20 protein-coding genes are annotated in these 23,237 nt (G+C 71.8%); 13 read left to right on the top strand and 7 right to left on the bottom strand.

Annotated features, from left to right (window positions below):
• The first annotated feature begins 21 nt into the window (after window positions 1–21).
• From ACFFIA_RS17140 to ACFFIA_RS17095, 10 genes are read left to right on the top strand one after another with little or no spacing between them, the layout of a single operon-like run.
• Complete coding sequence (locus ACFFIA_RS17140; protein ID WP_377252072.1) at window positions 22–798, top strand: amino acid ABC transporter ATP-binding protein; 777 nt, start codon at window positions 22–24, stop codon at window positions 796–798.
• A complete protein-coding gene (locus ACFFIA_RS17135; protein ID WP_377252070.1) occupies window positions 798–1,442 on the top strand; it encodes an amino acid ABC transporter permease in 645 nt (214 codons plus the stop codon). The genes ACFFIA_RS17140 and ACFFIA_RS17135 overlap by 1 nt, the downstream gene beginning before the upstream one ends.
• 9 nt (window positions 1,443–1,451) lie before the next feature.
• Window positions 1,452–2,096 (top strand): amino acid ABC transporter permease, encoded by a 645-nt coding sequence (locus ACFFIA_RS17130; protein ID WP_377252068.1) that lies wholly within the window; start codon window positions 1,452–1,454, stop codon window positions 2,094–2,096.
• A 16-nt stretch (window positions 2,097–2,112) separates the two neighbouring features.
• Window positions 2,113–2,982, top strand: a complete 870-nt coding sequence (locus tag ACFFIA_RS17125) for an ABC transporter substrate-binding protein (protein ID WP_377252066.1) — start codon at window positions 2,113–2,115, stop codon at window positions 2,980–2,982.
• 47 nt (window positions 2,983–3,029) lie between these two features.
• Window positions 3,030–4,052 (top strand): membrane dipeptidase, encoded by a 1,023-nt coding sequence (locus ACFFIA_RS17120; protein ID WP_377252064.1) that lies wholly within the window; start codon window positions 3,030–3,032, stop codon window positions 4,050–4,052.
• The gene (locus ACFFIA_RS17115) at window positions 4,049–4,618 is read left to right on the top strand and encodes an HD domain-containing protein (protein ID WP_377252062.1); all 570 of its coding nucleotides are present in this window, start codon (window positions 4,049–4,051) and stop codon (window positions 4,616–4,618) included. The genes ACFFIA_RS17120 and ACFFIA_RS17115 overlap by 4 nt, the downstream gene beginning before the upstream one ends.
• Window positions 4,615–5,967: a 4-aminobutyrate--2-oxoglutarate transaminase gene (gene gabT, locus ACFFIA_RS17110; protein WP_377252060.1), complete on the top strand. Its 1,353-nt coding sequence runs from the start codon at window positions 4,615–4,617 to the stop codon at window positions 5,965–5,967. Before ACFFIA_RS17115 ends, gabT begins: the two co-directional genes overlap by 4 nt.
• Complete coding sequence (locus ACFFIA_RS17105) at window positions 5,964–7,475, top strand: aldehyde dehydrogenase family protein (RefSeq protein WP_377252058.1); 1,512 nt, start codon at window positions 5,964–5,966, stop codon at window positions 7,473–7,475. The genes gabT and ACFFIA_RS17105 overlap by 4 nt, the downstream gene beginning before the upstream one ends.
• Complete coding sequence (locus ACFFIA_RS17100; RefSeq protein WP_377252056.1) at window positions 7,472–8,611, top strand: CaiB/BaiF CoA transferase family protein; 1,140 nt, start codon at window positions 7,472–7,474, stop codon at window positions 8,609–8,611. Before ACFFIA_RS17105 ends, ACFFIA_RS17100 begins: the two co-directional genes overlap by 4 nt.
• Entirely contained in the window at window positions 8,608–9,795 is a 1,188-nt protein-coding gene (locus ACFFIA_RS17095; protein WP_377252054.1) for an acyl-CoA dehydrogenase family protein, read from the top strand. Before ACFFIA_RS17100 ends, ACFFIA_RS17095 begins: the two co-directional genes overlap by 4 nt.
• Before the next feature lie 11 nt (window positions 9,796–9,806).
• Here the strand turns inward: ACFFIA_RS17095 and ACFFIA_RS17090 are convergent, their stop codons facing one another.
• The 7 genes from ACFFIA_RS17090 to ACFFIA_RS17060 all read right to left on the bottom strand — a co-directional run bounded on the left by ACFFIA_RS17090 (window position 9,807) and on the right by ACFFIA_RS17060 (window position 17,254).
• Window positions 9,807–10,523 (bottom strand): N-acetylmannosamine-6-phosphate 2-epimerase, encoded by a 717-nt coding sequence (locus tag ACFFIA_RS17090; RefSeq protein ID WP_377252052.1) that lies wholly within the window; start codon window positions 10,521–10,523, stop codon window positions 9,807–9,809.
• Window positions 10,520–11,434 carry an ROK family protein gene (locus tag ACFFIA_RS17085; RefSeq protein ID WP_377252050.1) on the bottom strand — a complete coding sequence of 305 codons (915 nt, stop codon included), beginning with the start codon at window positions 11,432–11,434 and terminating at the stop codon, window positions 10,520–10,522. The genes ACFFIA_RS17090 and ACFFIA_RS17085 overlap by 4 nt, the downstream gene beginning before the upstream one ends.
• Window positions 11,431–12,273, bottom strand: a complete 843-nt coding sequence (locus ACFFIA_RS17080) for a carbohydrate ABC transporter permease (protein ID WP_377252048.1) — start codon at window positions 12,271–12,273, stop codon at window positions 11,431–11,433. The genes ACFFIA_RS17085 and ACFFIA_RS17080 overlap by 4 nt, the downstream gene beginning before the upstream one ends.
• The gene (locus tag ACFFIA_RS17075; protein WP_377252046.1) at window positions 12,263–13,222 is read right to left on the bottom strand and encodes a carbohydrate ABC transporter permease; all 960 of its coding nucleotides are present in this window, start codon (window positions 13,220–13,222) and stop codon (window positions 12,263–12,265) included. Before ACFFIA_RS17075 ends, ACFFIA_RS17080 begins: the two co-directional genes overlap by 11 nt.
• 8 nt (window positions 13,223–13,230) lie before the next feature.
• Window positions 13,231–14,505 (bottom strand): ABC transporter substrate-binding protein, encoded by a 1,275-nt coding sequence (locus ACFFIA_RS17070; protein WP_377252044.1) that lies wholly within the window; start codon window positions 14,503–14,505, stop codon window positions 13,231–13,233.
• Window positions 14,506–14,521: 16 nt separating this feature from the next.
• A complete protein-coding gene (locus ACFFIA_RS17065) occupies window positions 14,522–16,126 on the bottom strand; it encodes an FAD-dependent oxidoreductase (RefSeq protein WP_377252042.1) in 1,605 nt (534 codons plus the stop codon).
• Between the two features lie 66 nt (window positions 16,127–16,192).
• On the bottom strand, window positions 16,193–17,254 hold the full coding sequence (locus tag ACFFIA_RS17060) for a LacI family DNA-binding transcriptional regulator (protein ID WP_377252040.1): 1,062 nt from the start codon (window positions 17,252–17,254) through the stop codon (window positions 16,193–16,195).
• Between the two features lie 194 nt (window positions 17,255–17,448).
• Here ACFFIA_RS17060 and ACFFIA_RS17055 point away from each other — a divergent pair, with 194 nt between their 5' ends.
• Genes ACFFIA_RS17055 through ACFFIA_RS17045 form a run of 3 tightly spaced genes read left to right on the top strand, consistent with a single transcriptional unit; the run spans window position 17,449 to window position 23,235 of the window.
• A complete protein-coding gene (locus tag ACFFIA_RS17055; RefSeq protein WP_377252038.1) occupies window positions 17,449–19,140 on the top strand; it encodes a DUF4127 family protein in 1,692 nt (563 codons plus the stop codon).
• 7 nt (window positions 19,141–19,147) lie between these two features.
• Window positions 19,148–21,598, top strand: a complete 2,451-nt coding sequence (locus ACFFIA_RS17050) for a DUF4127 family protein (protein ID WP_377252035.1) — start codon at window positions 19,148–19,150, stop codon at window positions 21,596–21,598.
• Between the two features lie 41 nt (window positions 21,599–21,639).
• Complete coding sequence (locus ACFFIA_RS17045; protein WP_377252033.1) at window positions 21,640–23,235, top strand: hypothetical protein; 1,596 nt, start codon at window positions 21,640–21,642, stop codon at window positions 23,233–23,235.
• Window positions 23,236–23,237 lie beyond the last annotated feature (2 nt).

Below are 23,237 nucleotides of genomic sequence, written 5' to 3'. Positions count from 1 at the left end.
CTCGAGACGAGGGAGACAGCCGTGGAGCCTGACCGCCGCGGGCAGGCGGCATTCCTGGAGGCGTCGGGCGTGACCATGCGCTTCGGCGACCACGTCGCCGTACGGGACGTCACCCTGGGCCTGGCCAGGGGAGAGGTCGTCTCCATCATCGGCCCCAGCGGCGCCGGCAAGAGCACGTTCCTGCGCTGCGTCAACCTCCTGGAGATCCCGGACCAGGGGACGCTGCGGGTCGGCGACACGTCGCTCACGGTGGGGCCGGGCGGCAAACCGAAGGAGAAGGACATCCAGCCCTTGCGCCGCAAGTTGGGGATGGTGTTCCAGAACTTCAATCTCTTTCCCCATCTGACCGTGCTCCGCAACGTCTCGCTGGCCCAGGAGCGCGTGCTCGGCCGCTCCCCGGCCGAGGCCAAGGCGCGGTCGATGTCGCTGCTGGAGCGCGTCGGCCTGGCCGACAAGGCGGGCGCCTACCCCGGGCGCTGCTCGGGAGGCCAACAGCAGCGGGTCGCGATCGCCCGCGCTTTGGCGCTGGACCCGGCGGTGATGCTGTTCGACGAACCGACCTCGGCCCTGGACCCCGAGGTCGGCGCCGAGGTGCTGGCCGTCATGAAGGAACTCGCCGGCGAGGGCATGACGATGCTGGTGGTGACGCACGAGATGGCGTTCGCGCGGGACGTCTCCGACCGGATCGTGGTCATGGTCGACGGCGCCGTGGTCGAGGCGGGCGAGCCGCAGCAGGTCATGTCGGACCCGAGCCATCCGCGTACGCGCAGCTTCCTGAGCGCGGTGCTGGGCCGCTGATGTTCCAGTACACCGGATACATCCTGGCCGGCGTGGTGGGCACCGTGACCATCACGGTGGCCGCCTTCGCCATCGGCGCGCTGCTCGGTGTGCCGCTGGCGGTGGCCAGCCGCAGCGGCTACCGGTTCCTCCGGTGGCCGGCGATCGGCGTGATCGAGGTGCTGAGGTCGGTCCCGAACCTGGTCTGGCTCTTCCTCGTCTTCTTCGGCCTGCCCGAGGTCGGGATCCGGCTCGGCCCATGGGCGACCGCGATCCTCACGCTCGGCATCACCAGCTCGGCCTACCTCGCCGAGATCTACCGGGGCGGCTTCAGCGGGCTGGGCCAGGGCCAGTGGCTGGCGTCCAAGGCGCTCGGCCTGACGACGTGGGACCGCGGCCGGTACGTGCTGGCGCCGCAACTGGCCCGCGTGGTGAGCCCGACCATGGCGACGTACGCGATCAGCCTGCTCAAGGAGTCGGCGCTCGCCTCGACGATCGGCGTGGTCGAACTGACGTTCCGCGGTGGCCTGGTGTCGCAGCGGACCGGCGACGGACTCACCACCTTCGTCGTCGTCGGCGCGGTGTACCTGCTGCTGAGCCTGCCGCTCGCCTACACGTCCCGCCGGGTCGACAGCAGCCTTCGCGCGAAGTTCTCGGTCGGCTGAGGCGGGACGATGGACGGATTCCTCTCTGATCTCCAGATCCTGGGCCCCGGTCTCGGCACCGCTCTCCAGTTGGCCGGGCTGAGCCTGGCGCTCGCCTACGTGCTGGGCCTGGTGCTCGCGTTGCTCGTCGACGCGCGGCACCGGGTCGTGCGGATCGCCGCCCTCGTCGTCATCGAGGTGGGGCGCGGGCTTCCGCTGCTCGTCATCCTGTACCTCATCTACCGCGGCCTTCCGCAGGTCGGTTTCTACCTCGATCCCATGCCGGCGGCGGTGGTCGGCTTCACCTGGTCCATCGGCGCGTACGCCAGCGAGATCATGCGCTCCAGCCTCAACGCGGTCCCGCCCGGGCAGCGCGAAGCGGCGACGGCGTTGGGGCTGGCGCCACGGTCCACGTACCGCGACATCCTGCTCCCACAGGCGGCCCGGATCGCCATCCCACCGCTGATGAACCTGGCGATCAAGGCATTCCAGCTCACCTCGCTCGCCTACACCATCACCCTCTCCGAGGTCATGCAGGCCGCGTACCTGCGGGGCAGCGTGACCTTCGAGTACCTGCGCACCTTCGTCGCCGCGGCCGTGCTGTACGCGGCGGTCGCCATCGTGGCGTCCCTGCTGGTGCGGCGATTCGAGCGACGACTCAACCGCCATGTCTGAACCGATGGAGAACGATATGAAGAAGTCCCGCGCGGTCTTCGCCGTGGCCGCTCTTGTGTCCGCACTGGCCGCCACAGCGTGCTCCGATCCCACCTCTGACGAGGCGTCCGGCGCGCCCGGCGAGGACTGCACGCCGGTCCACCCGAACGTGCAGACGATCGCCGAGGGCACGCTGACGGTCGGACACTTCCCGAATCCGCCGTTTGCCGACAGCGAAGGCAACACGCTCACCGGCGTCGAGGGTGAGGTCCTGAGCCGGATCGCCGCACGGGAGTGCCTGTCGATCCGGATCGTGCGCGGCAACGTCGCGAGCATGATCCCGTCCGTGGAGTCGGGACGGGCGGACACAACGCTTGGCAGTTGGTACCGCACCGCCGAGCGCGCGAAGGTCGTCCGCCTCAGCGACCCCGTGATCACCGTCCACCTGGCCATCGCCTCGCGCAAGGGAAGCGGCATCGAGCAGATCGACGACCTTCGCGGACACGCCGTGGGGTCGGCCATCGGCTCCCTCTGGGTCGAGGACGTCAACCGCCTGATCGGCAACGACCAGAAGCTCTACGAGACGCTGGAGGCCTCGTACGCCGACCTCAAGGCGGGGCGGATCGAGGCCATCCTGAACTCGCAACCCACGGCGGTGCGGCAGATCGAGATGGCCGGCCTCCAGAACGACGTCCAGGTGGTCGTCCCCGAACCCAACGACGCGGTGCGGGCGACCCTCCACCCCGGACAGACCAACTTCCCGGTGAACCCGCAGAACGCGAGCCTCCAGGAGGCCATCAACGACGGTCTGGCGGAACTCCGCAAGACCGGCGAGTTCCGCAAGATCCTGGAGAAGTACGGGATCCCGACCGACGCCGACAACCCACAGCCACTCCAGACCTTCTGACTCCCCGGCAACAGACCCGAACCCCTATCGAGGAGACCCGACCTGTCATGAACGCCAAGAATCGGCTCGTCGTCGACGCCCTGCAGAGCAGCAACTTCACCCGAGAACGCTTCCTGGAGATCCGTGAGGGCGGCATCGACTGCATCCACGCCACGGTCGTCATCTGGGAGGACGCGCGGACGACGCTCGACCTGATGGGCACCTGGAATCGGCTGTTCCGGGAGAACGACGACCTGATCGCGATGGCGCGCAACGGACAGGAGATCCGTGACGTGGCGGCCAGCGGGCGGGTCGCCGTGGTGCTCGGGTTCCAGAACGCCTCGTCCTTCGAGGACGACCTGGACCTGGTGGAGGTCTTCTTCGACCTCGGCATCCGGGTCGCCCAGCTCACGTACAACATCCAGAATCACGTCGGTGCCAGCTGCTACGAGACGGAGGACGCCGGCCTGACGCGGTTCGGCGGCTACGTGGTCGGCGAGATGAACCGGCTCGGCATGCTCGTCGACCTGTCGCACGTGGGGGAGCGGACGTCGCTGGACGCGATCGAGCGGTCCGCCCGCCCGGTCGCGATCACGCACGCCAACCCGGCGGGGGTCTGGCCGCACCCCCGCAACAAGTCGGACGAGGTCCTGCGCAAGCTCGCGGCCCGCGGCGGGGTGCTCGGCGTCGCGCCCTACGCCCACCTGACCGGCGGCGGCCCGGTCAGCCTGGAGGAGTGGACGAGCATGGTCGCGTACGCGGTCGACCTGATCGGCGTCGACCACGTCGGTATCGGCAGCGACGCCAGCCACGGCTGGGACGACGAGAAGCTCCAGTGGATCCGAAAGGGACGGTGGTCGCACGAGACCCAGCTCGGTCCGGCGAGCGCCGATGCCCAGGGCTGGCTCCCCTGGCCCGACTTCTTCAAGACCCCCGCGATGTTCCCCGTCATCGAGCAGGGGCTGCGGGACAAGGGCTTCAACGACGTCGAGGTCGACAAGCTGGTGGGCGGCAACTGGATGAGAATCTTCGACGAAGGGCTGACGCCGAGCGGGGGTGCCCCGGCGCGGCTCGCGAAGGCATCCGCATGACGGTGACGTTCACCCGCATGAAGGACGGCACCCGGGAGGAGTACGACCTCCTCGACAGCCGGGAGCGCGCCTTCAACCAGGGCCTGCCGGACCGGATCATCCGCGCGCTCCACGACCTGGACGCGTCCTTCGACGGCCACCGCGTCACGCGGCTGGAGCACTCGCTCCAGACGGCCACCCGTGCCCTGCGCGACGGCCGCGACGAGGAGTACGTCGTCATGGCACTCGTCCACGACGTGGGGGACAACCTCGCGCCGTACACGCACAGCGAGATGGTGGGAGCCCTCGTGCGCCCCTTCGTGCGGCCGCAGCTGACCTGGATCGCCCGCCACCACGGCGTCTTCCAGCAGTACTACTACACGAACCTCCCGTGGGAGGACCGGAACGCGCGCGACCGGTTCCGCGACTCGCCCTGGTTCGACGACTGCGCGGAGTTCTGTGAGCTCTACGACCAGGAGAGCTTCGATCCCGCGTACGAGGCGTCGCCGCTGGCGTCGTTCGAGCCGGCGCTGCGCCGGATCTTCGCGGAACCCCGCTATCTCCAGGAGGAGGCGACAGCACGATGACGGCAGTCGAGACGGCAGCTTCGCCACCGGCTCAGCGGCGGATCCTGCGGACCGAGATTCCCGGTCCGCGGTCCCGTGAGCGGCAGGCGGTACGTGACGCCAACGTCGCCGCTGGACTGGGGCAGACACTGCCCGTCTTCGTCGAACGGGCGGGCGGCGCCGTCGTGGTGGACGCGGACGGAAACCACCTCATCGACCTCGCCTCGGGGATCGCGGTCACCGCGGTCGGCGCGTCCCACCCCCACGTCGTGCGCCGGATCAGCGAACAGGCACAGCGCTTCACGCACACCTGTTTCCTGGTCACCGAGTACGACGGATTCGTCGACCTCGCCGCCGCGCTCAACCGGATCACCCCCGGCGACCACGCCAAGCGGACCGCCCTGTTCTCCACGGGAGCCGAGGCGGTGGAGAACGCCGTCAAGATCGCCCGGGTCGCGACCGGCCGGCCCGCGGTGGTGGTCCTCGGCAACGCCTACCACGGGCGCAGCCTGCTGACGATGACCATGACGGCGAAGGCCGCGCCGTACAAGGACGGCTTCGGGCCGTTCGCGCCGGAGGTCTACCGCGCGCCGGCGCCGTATCCGTACCGCTGGCCGGGAGGTCCGGAGCGGTGTGCCGAGGAGGCGTTCGAGGCGCTGCGGGAAGTGGTCGAGACCCAGATCGGTGGGCACCGGGTCGCCGCGATCGTCCTGGAGCCGATCCAGGGGGAGGGCGGCTTCATCGTGCCGCCGCCCGGATACCTGCCGCGGGTCCGCGAACTCGCCGACCGGCACGGGATCGTGTTCGTGGCCGACGAGGTGCAGACCGGGCTCGGACGCACGGGTGACATGTTCGCCTGCGACCGGGAGGGCGTCGTCCCGGACCTGATCACCACCGCCAAGGCGCTGGGCGGCGGCATGCCCATCGCGGCGGTGACCGGGTCCGCGCGGATCATGGACGCGGTTCCCGCCGGTGGGCTCGGCGGCACGTTCGCCGGAAACCCGGTGTCCTGCGCCGCCGCACTGGCCACATTGGAGGTCATCGAGCGGGAAGGGCTGGTCGAGCGGGCGCGCGAGATCGAGGCGCTCGCCCTGCCCCGCCTGCGGGCCCTGGCCGGCCCGGACTCCAGCGTCGGCGAGGCGCGCGGTCGCGGGGCCATGCTGGCCATGGAGTTCGTACGCCCCGGCAGCCACACGCCCGACCCGGAAGCGGCTCGCGCGGTCGCGGCGGCCTGCCACCGGCAGGGCGTCCTGGTGCTGGTCTGCGGCACCTACGGCAACGTCGTCCGGCTGCTGCCGCCGCTGGTCATCGAGTCCCACCTGCTCGACGAGGCGCTGAGCGTGATCGAGGAGGCGGTGAGGAGCCGATGACCTCGGCCGCCGCCGAGACCAGCCACGACCCCCGCACGGGACTGCCGGCCACCACCGCCCGGCCCACGAGCCCGGAGGAGTTGGCGCGGACCATGGCGCGGGCCGTCGCCGCGGCCGCCGGGCTGTCCCGCGTCCCGCCGAGGGAACGCGCCCGGTGGCTCTACGCGGTCGCCGAAGCCGTCGAGGCGGCACGGGACGACCTCGTGCGGCTGGCCGACTGGGAAACCGCACTGGGCGACGTCCGGCTGCGGGGCGAACTGACCCGGACCACCGACCAGCTCCGCTTCTACGCCGACGAGGCGGCCGCCGGTCACTACCTGCGGGTCGAGCACGACACCGGCGACGAGCAGGTGCCGAGCATGACCCGCGTGAGCGTCCCGCTGGGGCCGGTGGGCGTCTTCGGGGCCAGCAACTTTCCCTTCGCCTTCGGCGTGCTCGGCCACGACACCGCCTCGGCGCTGGCGGCCGGCTGCCCGGTGGTGGTCAAGGCGCATCCGGCACACCTGGGCGTGAGCGACCGCCTGTTCCAGATCGCCCACTCCGCCCTCGCCGCCGCCGGCGCTCCGGAGGGCACGCTGGGCATCGTCCACGGTTTCGAGACCGGCGTCGCGCTGGTGAAGCACCCCGACCTGGCCGCCGTCGCGTTCACCGGCTCGCAGGCCGGCGGGATGGCCCTGTGGCGGCTGGCCAACGACCGACCGGTGGTCATCCCCGTCTTCGCCGAGATGGGCACCGTCAACCCGGTCGCCGTCACGCCGCTCGGGGCGGCGCGGAGCGACGAGGTGGCGCGAGGGCTCGTCTCGTCGTTCACCCTCGGGCACGGGCAGTACTGCACGAAGCCCGGCCTGGTCCTCGCCCCGCGCGGCGAGGAGTTTGCCGCTCGCGTCGCCGCGGAGCTGGTCCGGGTCGCGCCCGATCCGGTGATGCTCACCCGCCGGATCGCCGAGTCTGTCGTGTCCGGCATCGAGGCCCTGCGGGGCGCCGGCGCCACGACCACCGTACGGCTGGGCGGCGACGGTCCCGGCTGGTCGGCCCCGGCGGCCGTACTCGAGGTGCCGCTGGGCCAGGTGAAGGCGGGCAGCGAGGTACTCGAGGAGGTGTTCGGCGCGGTGGTCGTCGTCGCCGAGTACGACTCGCCCGAGCAGGTCCTCGACACGCTGGCGCAGTGGCCGGGAGCACTCGCGGCGACGCTGGTCGCCGGCCCCGGCGAGGATCCGTGGGCGGTCCGGTGGCTGGAGGCGTTGAGCGGCCGGGTCGGCCGCGTGGTCCTGGACGGCTGGCCGACCGGGGCGCCGCTCACCCGCGCCCAGCAGCACGGCGGTCCGTGGCCCGCGACGACGCAACCGACCGCCACCTCGATCGGGGCACGGGCGCTGGAACGTTTCGTGCGCCCGGTGGCCTACCAGGGCTTCCGGGACGAGCTGCTGCCCCCGGCCGCCCGGCGCGGCAACCCGTGGTCACTTCCGTGCCGGGTCGACGGCACCTGGACCGACGGCGGGACGTCATGACGGCGGTGCTCGACGGGATCGTCGTGGCCGACTTCAGCAGGGTGCTCGCCGGGCCGCTGGCCACCGTGACGCTCGCCGACCTCGGCGCCACCGTGATCAAGGTCGAGCGGCCGGGCGTCGGGGACGAGACCCGCCAGTGGGGTCCACCGTGGACGGCGGCGACCAGCGCGTACTTCGAAGCCGCCAACCGGTCCAAGCTGAGCGCCGAGCTTGACCTCGACGATCCGGCGGACCTGGAGGTGGCCGCCAACCTGGCGTACGAGGCGGATGTCGTGTTCGAGAACTTCCGCACCGGGTCGCTGGACGCGCGCGGTCTCGGGTACGACGCCGTCGCCGCGCGGAACCCCGGCGTCGTCTACTGCTCCATCTCGGGATTCGGCCCCGGCTCGTCGCTTCCGGGATACGACTTCCTGGTCCAGGCCGTCGGCGGGCTCATGAGCATCACCGGCGACCCGCAGTCACCGCCGTCGAAGGTCGGTGTCGCGCTCGTCGACGTGCTGACCGCCAAGGACGCCGTCGCGGGCGTCCTGGCAGCGCTCCTGGAACGCACCACCTCGGGGCGGGGACAGCACGTACAGGTCAACCTCCTGTCGAGCCTGCTCGGCTCGCTGGCCAACCAGGCGGCGTCCTACCTGGCGACCGGCACGTCTCCCGGCCGCCTCGGCAACCAGCATCCGTCGATCGCCCCGTACGAGACGCTGGAGTGCGCGGACGGACAGCTCGCGGTGGCGTGCGGCAACGACGGGCAGTTCCGGCGGCTCGCCGAAGCCCTCGGGCGGCCGGCGCTCGCGGCGGACGAGCGGTTTCGCACCAACCCGGCACGGGTCGCGCACCGGGACGAGCTGGTACGGGAGCTGGAGTCGGCGCTGCGCCAGGCCGACGTCGACACATGGCTGGGCCGGCTGGAACGCGCGGGGGTGCCGGCCGGGCGGGTCGGTGACGTAGGCTCCGCCTTCGCGCTCGCGACCCGGCTCGGCCTGGACCCCCGGGTCTCGCTCGGCGACGAGGCGATGGACCAGGTCCGCCATCCCGTCACCTACTCGCGGACCCCGGTGACGGACTACCGCAGACCGCCGCGGCTGGGCGAGCACAACGACCTCGTCCGCGACACCTACGCCAGCAGGAGCCCTCGATGACCACCTCCCCGGTACGCCAGCCCCACCCCCTCGACCTCCTGGATCTCGACGCCCACCTCACGGAGAGCGAACGGGCCGTCCGGGACTCGGTCCGCCGGCTCTGCGACGACCTCGTCGAGCCCCACATCGCCGAGTGGTACGAGAACGGGCGGGTCCCCGGGCTGCGCGAGCTGGCCGCCGCCCTCGGTGACCTCGGCCTGCTGGGCATGCACCTGGAGGGTTACGGCTGCGCCGGCATGAGCGCCGTCGAGTACGGGCTGGCCTGTCTGGAGCTAGAGGCGACCGACTCGGGGCTGCGGTCGCTGGTCTCCGTGCAGGGCTCGCTGGCCATGTACGCCATCTGGCAGTGGGCGAACGAGGAGACCAAGCAGCAGTGGCTGCCCCAGATGGCCAGCGGTCGGGCGATCGGCTGCTTCGGGCTCACCGAGCCCGACCACGGCTCGGATCCGGGCTCGATGCGCACCCGCGCCCGCCGCCAAGGGGGCGACTGGATCCTCGACGGGACCAAGACGTGGATCACCAACGGCTCGGTGGCCGACGTGGCCGTGATCTGGGCGGTCACCGACGACGGTGTACGCGGCTTCGCCGTGCCGACCGACACGCCCGGCTTCACCGCCACGGAGATCAAGCACAAGGCGTCGCTGCGAGCCTCGGTCACCAGCGAGCTGGTCATGGACGGCGTACGGATACCGGACGCGTTCGCCTTCCCGGACGTGCGTGGCCTGAAGGGGCCGCTGAGCTGCCTGAACGAGGCACGCTACGGGATCACCTGGGGAGCCATGGGCGCCGCGCGCAGTTGCCTGCGGGCCGCGCTGGACTACACCTGCCAACGGGAACAGTTCGGCCGCCCGCTGGCCGCGTTCCAGCTGACCCAGCGCAAGCTCGTGGAGATGAACGTCGAGTACTCCAAGGGTCTGCTGCTCGCCTGGCACCTCGGGCGCCGCAAGGACGCGGGCGTGCTGGCCCCGGCACAGGTGAGCCTTGGCAAGCTCAACAACGTCCGGGAGGCCATCGAGATCTGCCGGACCGCCCGGACCCTTCTGGGCGCCAACGGCGTCTCGCTCGAGTACCCGGTCATCCGGCACGCCAGCAACCTCGAGTCGGTGCTCACCTACGAGGGAACGGTGGAGATGCACACGCTCGTGCTCGGCCAGTTGATGACCGGGCTGCCCGCGTTCCGGTGACCTGAGGCGGGTCAGCCGGCACCGCGAGCGTCTACAGTGTCCGGTCCCATCCCGGCTCGAGCGACGCCGTCGAGGAGGTGGCGTGTGATCCACAGCGGCGACGTGACCGCGTTGCCGGCCACGACCGCGAAGGCGCCGGCCCGGAACGCGCCGGCGACCTGCGCCGCGGTGCGGTAGCGCCCCTCGGCCAGGACCGGCACCGTCAACCGCGCGGCCAGCCGCGTGACCAGGTCCAGGTCCGGGCCGGGCGGCACCGGTCCGGCGGTGTACCCGGAGAGGGTCGTGGCCACCGCGTCGGCGCCGGCGTCGACCGCGGCGAGCCCTTCGTCGAGGCTGCTCACGTCGGCCAGCACCAGGGCGCCCCGGCCGTGTACGGCGCGTGCCGTGTCCGCGAACGTGCGCCCGTCCGGCCGGGGGCGGTCCGTCGCGTCGACCGCGACGATGTCCGCGCCGGCGTCGACCACCTGTTCGGCGTGCGCCGCGGTGGGGGTGATCACACAACCCGCCGTGCCGTGCTTGAACAGCCCGATCAGCGGTACCTCGACGGCGGCGCGGATCGCGGCGATGTCGGCCGGGCCGTTGGCGCGGATGCCGGCCGCCCCACCGAGCACCGCGGCGGCGGCGACCCGCGCCTGCACGGCGGAGTCCCGCATCGGGTCGTCCGGCTGTTCGGGGAGGGGCTGGCAGGACACCACCAGGCGGTGCCGCAGCCGGTCGAGTACCGTCATGTCCGCTCCTTGTCATGAGTCATGGCGAGACGGGCCGCGCCGACCGCGACCGCGTCAGCGGCCAGCGCGCCCGGCAGCAGCGGCACGTCGGCCCACGCGGGTAGCAGCTCCCCGGCGTACGCGTCACGGGCGGCGGGCAGCAGGGTCGCCGCGGCCCCGCCGGTGACCACGATCGCGCCCGGGTCGAGCAGCGCGGCGAGGCCGGCGAGGACCCGGCCGAGGACCAGACCCGCGGCCGCCAGGACCGCGCGCGCCGCCGGCTCTCCCTCGGTCGCCCGGCCGGCGACCTGACGCCCGCTGGCCCGGATTCCGGTGGCGGCGGCGTACGCGGCGGCCAGGCCGGTGCCGGACGCGATCGCCTCCAGGTGCCCGAGGCGGCCGCAGGAGCACCGCAACCGCTCGGCTCCGGGGACGGGGAGGTGGGCGATCGCGCCGGCGAGCCCGGTGGCGCCCCGGTCCAGCCGCCCGCCGCGGACGAGACCGGCGCCGATGCCGGTGCCGACCGCGACGAGCAGCAGCCCCGGACGGTCGCGACCGCCGCCGGTCCACGCCTCGCCGACGGCGGCGGCGTTGGCGTCGTTCTCGACCCGGACGGTACGGCCGAGGCGGGCGCCCAGCTCCGCGGCGACCGGCGTGCCGCCCCAGCCCGGCAGGGTCTCGGTGGCGAAGCGGATCCGGCCGGTCCGGACGTCCACGGTCCCGGCCGTCCCCACCCCGACGGTGGCGCCGGAGCCGGGCGGCAGCAGGCTGGCGGCGAGCGCCGCGGCCGTGTCGAGGACCTCGGCCGGGCCGCCGCGGGCCGGGGTGTCGGCCCGCGCCCGGCGCAGCACCTGTCCGCCCGCGTCCACCGCCGCGGCCAGCGTCTTGGTGCCGCCGATGTCGACGCCCACCCACGTCCGGTCGCCGGTCATCCCTTCAGCCCGGTGTGTGCCAGACCCTCCACGAACTGCTTCTGCGCCACGACGAACACGACCAGCACCGGGACCGCGGTCATCGACGCGGCGGCGAGCTGGAGATTCCACATCGGACCGCCGTACGCGTCGACGAACTGGGTCAGCGCCTGGGGCAGGGTGAACAGCTCCGGACTGGAGAGCAGGACGACCGGTTCGAGGAAGAGGTTCCAGCTGTGCAGGAACGTGAAGATCGATACCGCGGCGAGCGCCGGGCGGGCGAGCGGCAACGCGACCCGCAGGAACATCGCGAACCGGCCGAGGCCGTCGATCCGGGCCGCCTCCTCCAGCTCGGCCGGGAGGCTGAGGAAGTACTGCCGCATGATGAAGGTGGCCAGCACGCTGGGCGCGCCGAAGATGGGCACGAGGATCAGGGGCCAGTGCGTGTTGACCATCCCCACCTTCAGAAACATCTGGAACAGCGGGACGATGGTCACCTCGCTGGGGATCAGCAGGCCCACGAGCACGACGAGGAAGAGCACGTTCTGGCCGCGAAACCGGATGCGCGCGAAGGCGTAGCCGGCCATCGAGGAGACCGCCAGCGTGCCGACGGTGACCAGGGCGGCGATGTAGACGCTGTTGAGGTACTGCCGCGCGAACGGCTGGACCTCGAACACCTCCCGGTACGCCTCGAACCGCCAGGTCGTGGGGAGCAGTTGCGGCGGCAGCGCCAGGATGTCGGCGACCGGTTTGAACGAGGAGGTGACCATCCACCAGGTGGGGAACACGAACGGCACCGCCAGCACCATGAGGAGGGCCCAGAACACCAGTTGGGCGCGGCGCGACGGCTTACGACTCATGGAAGACCCACCTCCGGCGCATCCGCCACTGCACGATGGTCAGGACGAGCACGATCGCGAAGAGCAGCACCGACAGCGTGGCGCCGTATCCGAACTGGTGGAACTGGAACGCCTGTTGGTACAGGTAGTAGACGAGCACCGTGGTCGAGGTGCCCGGTCCGCCCTGGGTGAGCACCGCGATCTGCGCGAACACCTGGAGCGAGCCGACCACGGTGATGATCGACGTCAGCAGGATGGTCGGACTGATCATCGGCACGGTGATCCGCCAGAACTGCCGTATCCGGCCCGCGCCGTCGATCGACGCCGCCTCGTAGAGGTCCGCCGGCACGCCCTGGAGCGCGGCCAGGAACAGCACCATGTTGAGCCCGACGTTCTTGAGTACCTGCACGACGATGACCGAGAGCATCGCGGTGTTGTCGCCGCGCAGCCAGTTGGGCCCGTCCACGCCGACGAGCTGGAGTGCGCCGTTCACGCCGCCGTTGTCCTGCAACAGGAAACCCCACACGATGGTCCACGCGACCAGGGAGACCACGACCGGCGAGAAGAAGAGCGTGCGAAACAGCACCGTGCCGCGCATCCGCTGGTTGAGCAGGACGGCGAGGAAGAGCGCCAGGCTGAGGTTGAAGACGACCAGGCCGGTGGAGAACGCGGCCGTCGCGGCCAGCACGCCACGCAGGGTCGGGTCGTCGAGCACGCGGCTGTAGTTCTCCCCGCCGGTGTACTCGAACGTGCCGGCCAGCACGTTCCACTCGTGCAGGCTGTACCAGAACACCAGGCCGAGCGGGAGGAAGACGAAGACTAGGCTGCCGGCCAACTGCGGCGCGATGAACAGGTACCCGGCGAGTTGGTCGCGGCGGCGAGTGGTCCAGGCGAACCGCGCCCGCCCGCCGGGAGGCCCGGTGGGCGAGGCGCTGGCCTCGCCCACCGGGACGGCGGTGGAGATCGACACTGCCGGTCCTACTTCGCCAGTTGCGGGGCGATGGACGCGCAGACGGCGCCGAGCACCGCCTTGACGTCGGCGTCGGGCTTCCAGAGCGGGTCCAGCGCGGCCCGTACCGCCTGGTTGAGTTCGGCCTGGCCGGTGTGGTTGGGCTTCACCACGCCCTGTGTGATCCCGTCGATGACCACGCTCTGCAACTGCTCCGGGCTGAGCAGCGGGTTGGTCTTGGCCAGCGTGTCCGCGGTCAGGAGCGTGGTGCGTGGTGGCGGGAAGAACTGCGCGAGCTTGGCGGAGTTGGCGGGATTGGTCAGGTACGCCAGGAAGTCCGCCGCGACCTCGGCGTTCTCGCCCCGCTTGAGCACACCGATCCCGCCCTGGCCGATGACCGCGTACGGCCCCTTCGGCCCGGCCGGAAGCGGCACCAGATCCCATTTGAACTTGCCGTCCTGGAGCAGCGCCGCGCGGGATATCTGGGTCACGGTGAGGGCGGCCTCGCCGGCGAAGAAGTCGGCGGCGGTACCCGGTCCGGGCAGCGCCTTGTCGACGAAGATGGCCTTGTGCAGGACCGTCATCGCCTCGACCATCTCCGGGGCGTCGAAGCCGCAGGTCTTGCCGTCATCGCTCCACGCCTGCGCGCCCCATCCGGTCCAGACGGTGGAGAGGTTGTCCCACGCCTTGTAGTCCCAGTCCCGGACGACCAGCCCGGCCTTGCCGGTCTTCGCGTTCACCGCGGTCGCGAGGTCGAGCGCCGCGGTCCAGTCCCACTTGCCGGCGGCGGCCAGCTCCGCCGGGTTCTGCTTGCCGGCGGCCGCGACCAGGTCGGTGTTGACGAAGACGCCGAACGGTGAGGTGGAGAAGGGATAGGCGTACAACTGCCCGTCGCGCTGCCACAGCTTCAGCGCGGCCGGGACCAGCGAGTCGTACTCGTAGCCGGCGGTGTCCTTGAGCGTGTCGTCCAGCGGTACCAGCGCGCCGGAGGAGACGAAGTCGGGGGCCGAGTTCTCGAAGAGCCACGCCAGGTCCGGCGGGTTCCCGCCGGCGATCTGTGTGGTCAGCGTCGTGGTGTACGTCTCTAGCGGCAGGCTGTCGTAGGTGATCGAGGCGACGTTCGGATGTTCGGCCCGGTACGCCTCGGCGATCTCGTTGAACAGTTTGAGGTGCGCCTCGTTCGAAGACCAGATGGTCATTCGCAGGGACACCGGGCCGTCGGACCCGGCGTCGTCGCCACCGCACGCGGCGGTGCCGGCAAGCACCGCGGCGGCGAGGGCGGCTGCCGCCACTCTCTTCCTCATCGTCACTCCTCGCTTTTCAGTAGCCGACCACTTCTGGCCAGCGCAGCTCGACACCGTCGCGGGCCAGGCGATCCTGGAAGTCGGTCAACAGGTGGGGGTTGTCACGCGTGGCCCGCGGGGTCGCCGCGCGGTCCAGGCAGAAGGCGGCCAGAGCGCCGGCGGCCTCGCCGATGTTCCACTCGACCGGGTGCAGGCGGTAGCAGCCGTTGGTGATGTGTGTGGTGCCGATGTTCTTGTTCGCCGGCAGCAGGTTCTCCATCCGCCGGGGGATCAGGGCGCCGAGCGGGATCTCGAAGGGGCACGACCCGACGTCGATGTAGTTGTCGCCGCCGGTCGACGGGTGCAGGTCGATCCGGTACATGCCGACACCGACGGTGTCCGGGTACCGCACCGCGCCCGCCTTCCCCCGTACGGCCAGGGACAGGTCCTGCTCGGCGATGGTGTACTCGGCGCGGATGCGCCGCGACTCGCGGATGTACGGCGCCTGCGCCAGCCCGTCCGGGCTGCCGGTGACGTCGCCGCGCAGCCGCAGGCCCGGGAAGCCGGTGCCACCGTCCGGGCGGGGCGCTTCGGTCTGCAACCAGAACAGGACCGAGCGGGACAGCTCCCGGGCCGCGGCGAGGTGGACCTCGGCGTCCGGCACGTCGAAGACCGGCCCTTCGAAGTAGTCGATCATCGGCCAGTTGACCAGGGAGACGTCGCTCTCGTACGCGCCGTCCACGAAGTTGCGCCGGGCCGCGATGCGCCGGAACGTCCACAGGTTTCCGTCGCCGGCGTTGCGGCGCTGGTCGGCGTCGACCGACAGCGGGTCGTCGTCCGGGTTCGGGGCGAATGCCCGTTCGACGATCTCCAGCGTGCGCGGGTTCGGTGAGCGCCAGGAGAGCAGCCGGTCGCCCCAGAAGTCCGGCTGGTAGTCGCGCCAGGTGGAGTAGCTGGTCGGCTTGTCGATGGTGTGGTCGCCGTCCACGTGGTCGATCGCGAAGCAGACCGACACCGCCTGCATGTTGAGCGGCTGGGCCTGCGCGGGCGCGCTCGGCTCGCCGGTCTCCTCGCGCGACTCGAAGCCGGTCACGTACTCGGTGCCGGTCAGCGGGAGCAGCTCGCCGGTTTCGGTGGCGTCCAGGACGTACCGCGCCGTGACGGTGACGCGGTCGTCGCCGTCCCGGTGCGCGAGGGTCACGGCGGTGACCCGGTCGCCGTCGGTCTGGGCGGCGACGGGCCGGAACGGTTGGAGCACCTGGAGGCGGCCACTGCCGCGGAAGGGCGCGAGCATCTCGTCGATGACCGCGACGGCGACGCGCGGCTCGTGGCAGAGGCGGCTGACCCAGCCGGCTCCGGGGTTGAGGTCGGTCCACGCGCGGGAGCGCGCGGTCAGCGGGTAGTGAGCGCGGTAGTACGCCCGGATGCCGTCGCGCAGCGCCTGGTAGCTGGCCGTGACGCCGAAGCTCTCCACCCAGGAGTGCTCGTCGGGCGGGACCGCCTGGCTGGTCAACTGCCCGCCGAGCCAGTCGTACTCCTCGCTCAGCACGACGGAGCGGCCGGCGCGGAGCACCGCCAGGGCGGCGGCGACACCGCCCAGGCCGCCACCGACGACGAGTACGTCGGCGCTTGTCTCGTTCACGTGGTTCCCTTCTGGATTCGGGGCGGAAGCCGTCCGCTTTTCCAAGGCGGGCACGGCCCGCACAGGTCAGCGGCGCGGCGCCGCGAGGGTCCGGCCGTCCACGAGCGCGCAGGGGAGGAGGCGCTGCCGGTCGGTCGGGCGCGCGTGCAGGATGTCGATCAGCAGCTCGACCGCCTGCCAGCCCATCTCCCGGCGGGGGATGCGGAAGCTGGTGAAGTCGTGCGAGACGGCGCTGGGGTGCAGGGCGTCGCCGAGGGCGACCAGGGAAAGCGTTTCGGGCACCGCGACGCCGCGCGTCCCGGCGGCGGCGGCGAGCTCTTCGGCGACCGTCAGCTCCTCGCAGAAGACCGCCGTGTAGCCGGCCGCCAGCACGTCGTCGAGGAGTTCCGCGGCGGCCCGCCCGGCGGGGTTGAGGTGCGCGCCCCCGGGCGCCTCGGGCCAGAAGCCGGCGACGCGGTCGACCGCCGACTCCGCCCCGGAGTGGCTGCCGACGTAGAGCATCCGGCGGTGTCCAAGTTGGACGGCGCGCCGGACCAGCGCGGCGGTGGCCTCCCTGTAGTCCGCGCCGACGTAGGGGACGGCGCGCGGCCGCGCCAGGGCCGGGTCGCTGGGATCGGAGGCGTCGTCACGGCGGCCCACCGAGACGAACGGATAGTCCTCGGCGATGAGCCGGGCCAGCTCGTCGCGGGGCATGTCGCGGCCGAGCAGCACGCAGCCGTCGGCCAGCCGCAGGCGGTTGTTCTCGTGGAAGATGCGTCGCGTGCCGCTGTTGACCGGCGCGCTGGTGAACAGCAGCAGGTCGCAGCCGAGCCGTTCGGCGCAGGCCTCCAGGCCGAGCAGGAACGGCTGGTAGAAGTCGGCGCTCTCGCTCGGGAACACCAGCTCGTACGTGAAGACGCCGAGGATCTGGTTGTGCTGCTGGGTCAGCCGGCGGGCCAGCGGATCGGCCACGTAGCCGGTCTCCCGGATTGCGCGTTCGACACGTTCGCGGGTCTCCGGCGCGATGCGCGCAGCCGCCTCGGAGTTGTTGTTCAGGACCAGCGAGACGGTCGTCTGACTCACGCCGACCAGGCGCGCGATATCACGCTGAGTGATGCGTCGCGGGGGAGCGGTGTGCGGTTCAACCATGCGGCGATCTCCAGGCAATGCGTATTGCATCGACGTGTTGCCGGCGATCCTGCCCAGGCCGCCAAGCGGCCGTCAAGACAAAACCCAGTATTAATATGTATTGCTACTCCAGTGAGTCTTGACCGGCATGTGATCTCCCGTCAACACTCTGCACACAGTTCACGAGCCGTTGCCGACTACGTGGAGTGACATCTGTGAATGGATCTTCTCGCCGTGGCCTGCTGAAGGCCGCCGCCGCGACCATGGCCGTCGCCCCCATGCCCCTGCTCGCCGCCGCCCCGTCCGCCGCGTCGAGCGGCCACCGCGCTCCCGACCGGCGCCCGCCCCGCCTCGGCACCATCGGGCTGATCCCGCTCGACGACCGCCCCTACACCTGGTACGCACCGCAACAGGTCGCCACCGGCGCCGGCTACCACAGCCTGCTGCCGCCGCGGCGCCTGCTCGGCCGGCACGCCGTCCCCGGCGACGGCGCCGCCGTCGGCGACTGGCTCCTGCACGAGACCGGCGCCGCCGACGCGCTCGTCGTCGCCCTCCCCTTGGTCGCCTACGGCGGGCTGCTCAACTCGCGCAACAGTTCGGTGCCCGAGCGGGAGGCCCGTGACCGCCTCGACCGCGTCCGCCGGGCCAGCCGCGTACGACCGCGCCGGCGGCTCTACGCGTTCGACACCATCATGCGGCTCACCCCGGAGGGGCCGTGGCGGCTGCAACTGCGAGACTGGGCGACCGTCAAGGACGAGGTCGAAAACCTCGGGATGGTGGAGAAGTGGGCGCAACTGGACGCGCTGGAGGCCGCCATCCCGGCCGAGGTACGCGCGGACTACCTGGCCACGCGGGCCCGCAACCACCGGATCAACCTCACCATGATCGAGTGGGCCGCACAGGGCGTCTTCGACTTCCTCGTCATCGGCCAGGACGACGCCACCGGCCACGGGCTGCACCGGCCGGAGTCGCTGGCCCTGGCCGAACGCATCCGTGAGCTGGGCGCCGGCGACCGGGTCGTGCTCTACCCCGGCGCGGACGTCGTGGCCGCCCTGCTCATCGCGAAGATCGCCATCGCCGACGCCCGGGTCTCCCCACGGGTCCACGTCGAGTACTCGCGGCTGCACGGCGACGACTGGACCGCCCCGTACCAGAACATCCGCTACTCGGCGCTGATCGACGGGTACGTCCGCACGCTCGGCGGCACCGTCGTCTCCGGTCCCGACCGCGCGGACATCATCCTGATGGCCAACACCGGTGGGAACACCGCCCCGGTCGACGCGTTCGCCGATCGGCTCGTCGGCCACCTGCGCGCCGGCCGCACCGTGGCGGTCGGTGACGACGCCATCGCCGGCCACACCGACCAGCGGCTGCTGGCCGCCATCGGTGACCGCGTCCGGTACGGCGAGTTCGCCGCCTACTCGGGATGGAACGTCGGCCTCAGCCTCGCCCAGTCGCTGTCCCGCTGGGCGTTGCACCAGCGCAGCCGGCGGCTCCCCGCGCCCCGGTACGCGGACCTGCTGACCGACGCCGCCCGGGCCAGCGCCGAGCTGACCGTCTCCGAATGGGTGCAGACGCACGCGTACCGCAACTTCGTCCGCGCCTCCGCCACCGCGTACGCCAGCGAACTGGGGGAGGCGGACCCGCAGAACATCCAGCGGCACTACACAGCCGTCGACGCGTACGCCGTGCGGAACACCCTGCCGCACGCGCGTGACCTCGCCGCCGCCCACTTCACCGGCGTACCCGTCCTGCTCGGCCACCGCGGGCGCACGCCACTGCGGGCCCGCCTCGGCGAGGTGCGCCCCTGGAACCTCTATCTGCCCTGGAACCGGACCGGCGAGATCGCCGCGGAGCCGCGCGTCGCCCTGGACGTGCCGCGCCAGAGGCACCCCCACGAAAGGTAGGCGACACATGCTCCGAAAGCTCAGACGCGCGGCACTCGCGGCGCTACCGGTGGTCCTGGCCGCCACGACGCTGACCGCCGGCCCGGCCACCGCCGGCGGCAAGGGCACCGCCGAATCCTTCGGCACGCTGGCCGTCGTCCCCCTCGACGACCGGCCGTTCACCTCGTACACGCCGGTGGCGACCGCCGAGGCGGGCGGGCACACGGCCCTCGCGCCGCCGAGGGAGCTGCTCGGGCGGTACTTCACGCCGGGGGACAGCGCGGCGGTCGGGCAGTGGTGGCGCACGGCCGCCCGCGGCGCGGACGGTTCCGTCGTGGCGGTGCCGATGCTCGCCTACGGCGGCCTGGTCGCGTCGCGCGCCTGCGACACCGACCTCGCCACCGCGCGCGAACGGCTCGCCGTGCTCGACCGGGTCAAGCGGGAGAACCCCCGCCACCCCGTCTACGCCTTCGACGTCATCATGCGGCTGACCATCGAGCCCACCAGCGGCTACCCCGGCCAGTACTCCGGAGCCGTGCGCCGGTGGGCCGTGCTGATGGACCAGGTGGAGAACCTTGGCCGCGAGGACCTGCGGGCGGAGTACGAACGGGAGGCCGCCGCCATCCCGGACGAGATCCGCGCCGACTACCTGTGTGCCCGGACCCGCAACCACCAGATCAACCAGGAGATGATCAAACGGGTCGCGAGCGGCACCATCGACTACCTCATCCTCGGGCAGGACGACGCCAGCGAGTTCGGGCCGCACCGGCCGGAGAAGGAGGCGCTGGCCGCGCTCGCCCGGAAGCTCGGGGTCGGCGGCAAGGTCAAGATCTATCCCGGTGCCGACGTGCTCGGCGCCCTCCTGGTCGCCAAGCACGTCACCGAGCGGCTGAACGCGCGGCCGACGGTGAAGGTGGAGTGGTCCCGCACGCCGGGCGAGTCCTGGATCGCGCCGTACCAGGACGTGCCCTACGCGACCCTCGTCGACGAGTACGTGCGGACCATCCACGGCACCGTCGTCGACGACGAGGACGCCGACATCCTGCTCATGGCGAACACCGCCGGGGGCGGCAGCCTGGAGCCGTTCGCGGCCCGGGTGCACCGGGCCGTGGCGAACGGCCGCCTCGTCGCCGTCGGGGACGACGCGGTCGCCGGCAAGGTGGACCCGGAGCTGCGTGACCTGCTCGCCCCGCGCATCCGCGTCGGCGAGCTCGCCGGTTGGTCGGGCTGGAACATCGGCCTGTCGATCGCACAGGCGGCGGTGCGTGCTGCGGTCCTGCAACCGCCCTCGAAGGCCCGCGACTGGTGGCGGGCGATATTCGGCGCGGGCTGGGGGTCCGAGCGCGCCGCGCGCCAGCGCGCGGAGATCCTGCGCGGGGCCGCCACCGCGCACACCGAACTGCTGCTGCACGAGCACGTCCACACCGACCTGTACCGGCACCAGGTGCTTCCCGAGGTCCAGGCCTTCGCCCAGGCGAACGGCGACGACCCGCAACACATCACCAAGGTCTTCCCCGCGACGGACGCGCTCGCCGTCCAGCGGCTCACCCCGCTCGCGGACAAGCTCTTCGCCACCGAGTTCGCCGGCGTGCCGCTGCGCCTCGGCCACGACGGCCGGCACGACCTCACCGCCGTCGTTCACCGCAACAACCGCTGGACGATCGGCCTGGCCTGGTACCGCTACCAGGAGGTGGCGGCCTACCCGGACCTGGTGCTGACCACGTCTCCGGCGCACCGGTCGGCGGCGGCGTCCCTCTCGGCGGTGCCGTACCAGGCGGTCGTCAAGCCGGAGCAGGTCGTCACCACCACGGTCACGGCGGTGCTCCGCAACGACCAGGCCACCCCGGTCCACGCCACCGTGACCGCCGAGGTGCCGGCCGGCTGGAAGGCGCCGCGCCCGGTGCGGGTCGTCCTCGCGCCGTTCCGGGTACGTCAGATCCCGTTGACGATCACCGTCGACAAGCTGGCGCCGGAGACCACCGCCGAGGTGACCGTCACGGCGACACAGCGCACAGTGGACGGTCGCCACTACACCACCACGGCCCCGACCCGCGTGACAGCGGTCTGGCGCAACGTCGCGGCAGCCGCCAACGGGGCGACGGTCACCGCGTCGGGCTACTGGCAGCAGTACCACCCCGACCGGGTCATCGACGGCAACCGGGTCAGCACCGGCAGCCGCTGGATCACCGAGGTCGGCGACCGGCACTGGGTCCAGGTGCGCTTCCCGCGTGCGGAGGTCGTGGACACCGTCACGCTTTACCAGTACGGCGGGTACGCGCTCACCGACTACCACATCCTCGCCGAGGTCGACGGAGAGTGGCGGACGGTGGCCGAGGTCAGCGGCAACCAGGACGCGACGACACAGCACAGCTTCGCTCCGGTCACCGCCACCGGCGTCCGGCTCGAAGTGCTCTCCACAAGGGACGGTCGCGCCCGGCTCTACGAGCTGGAGGTGACCGACCGGTCCGGCCCGGCATAGGCCACCACGAGCGACGCCCGAGACCCCGAGGAGGAGTTTCCATGAGACGTCCGGCGCTGCTGGCCGCCGTCCTTCTGTTGACCACGGCCGTGGCGGTACCGACCCAGGTCGGTCCCGCGCACGCCGACCCGACTCCGCTCGTCGACACCTACAAGGACTGGCTTCTGCAGACCCACGACGGGGTCCGCAACGGGCTGCGCCGCGACGTCGAGTACGTCTACGGCGACACGCTCGTCATCGGCGGCGTCGCCTGCACCAAGGCGGCCCCGTGCGTGGTCGGCGGACCCACGCAGAGCACCGCCGCGTGCAAGGCGCTGCGGTTCCTCGCCGGCTACTTCGAGCAGCGCGCCGCGTACGAGAGCCGATCGCTCTCCAGCGTCGAGACCGGCATCGTCGACGAGTTCGCCACCGCGGTGCTCGCCTACCGCTCGCCGCCCAACCCGGTGGCACCGAAGATCTTCGACAACGCCGTCGCCAGCGCCCTGGGCACCGGCACGCGCTACTACACCTCGTTCGGCAACGCGGCCTGCGGCGAGGCACTGCTCGCCGCGTACGAGGCGACCGGCGACCCCGACCACCTCGCGACCGCCACCGGCATCGGCGAGTTCCTGCTGCGCATGCAGGACCCGCGCGACTACTACGCGGCGTACGGCGCGCATCCCTTCGTCGACGCCGGCGGCACCCCGACCGCCCCGCCGGGCGGCTACGTCGACCAGATCTCCAGCAGCAGCAACCTGTACTCCACCATCTCCACCTGGAACCTGACCGCGGTGGCGTTCATGCAGCGCCTCGACACCGTCGTGGCGCCCCCGGACGACCGGTACGCCGACTCCGCCGCGCTGGCCGAGCAGTTCCTCCACAACGGGCTGGACCTCGGCGCGGACTGGTACACCTTCAAGTTCGACTCGCCGGTCACCGCGCAGAACCGGATCGTGGCGCAGTCCGCGTACAGCGCGAACTGCCAGGACAACCGGTGGCACCGGAAGGGGTCCTGCGCGTACACGGGCACCGGCGAGATCGCCGCCGGCACGCTCGGCACCGACATGATCGAGTACGGGCTCGCCGCCCTGTACGACTACGAGCGGCAGCGGGCCGGCACCAGCGCGGCCACGGCCGCCGTCGCCGACCTGTACGAGCAGTACTCCAGCCTGCCCGGATTCCACACCGCGTCCGCCAACGACCCGCTCGACTGCGTGGACGACACGCGCGCCGGTGCGGTCGACCCGTACTACCCGCCGGACAACCAGGGCACCACGCCGTCCGGGGACGTCTGGGACTACGACCCGCACCTGTCGTTCGGCGGGTTCTTCCGCCTCGGCGACACCACCGACAACGCCGAGGCGAAGTACTACGACATCGTCGGCTTCGGCATCCTCGCCGAGATCCGCGCCGACCTGGTCCCGGCCAAGTTCGCCCACGGATACGCGCGCCTGGACGCGGCCGGGCGCCAGGACGCACTCTTCGCGCTCCTGGACCGCTCGCTGGCCCGCATGTACCTGCCCGGCCGGGACGGCGCCGACCTGGACGCCGACGGTGACCTGGCCGAGCAGATCTGCAAGGGCACGCGGGGCACCCTCCCGAACGCGGTCAACGGGCTGGGCATCCTCGCCGCCCTCGGGTACGCCGGGACCCGCTAGCG

Source organism: Phytohabitans kaempferiae (assembly GCF_042433955.1).
In the GTDB taxonomy this organism is placed as follows: Bacteria; Actinomycetota; Actinomycetes; order Mycobacteriales; family Micromonosporaceae; genus Phytohabitans; species Phytohabitans kaempferiae.
The sequence above is the reverse complement of the archived record's forward strand: the minus strand, read 5'-3'. Positions and strand labels throughout refer to the sequence as shown.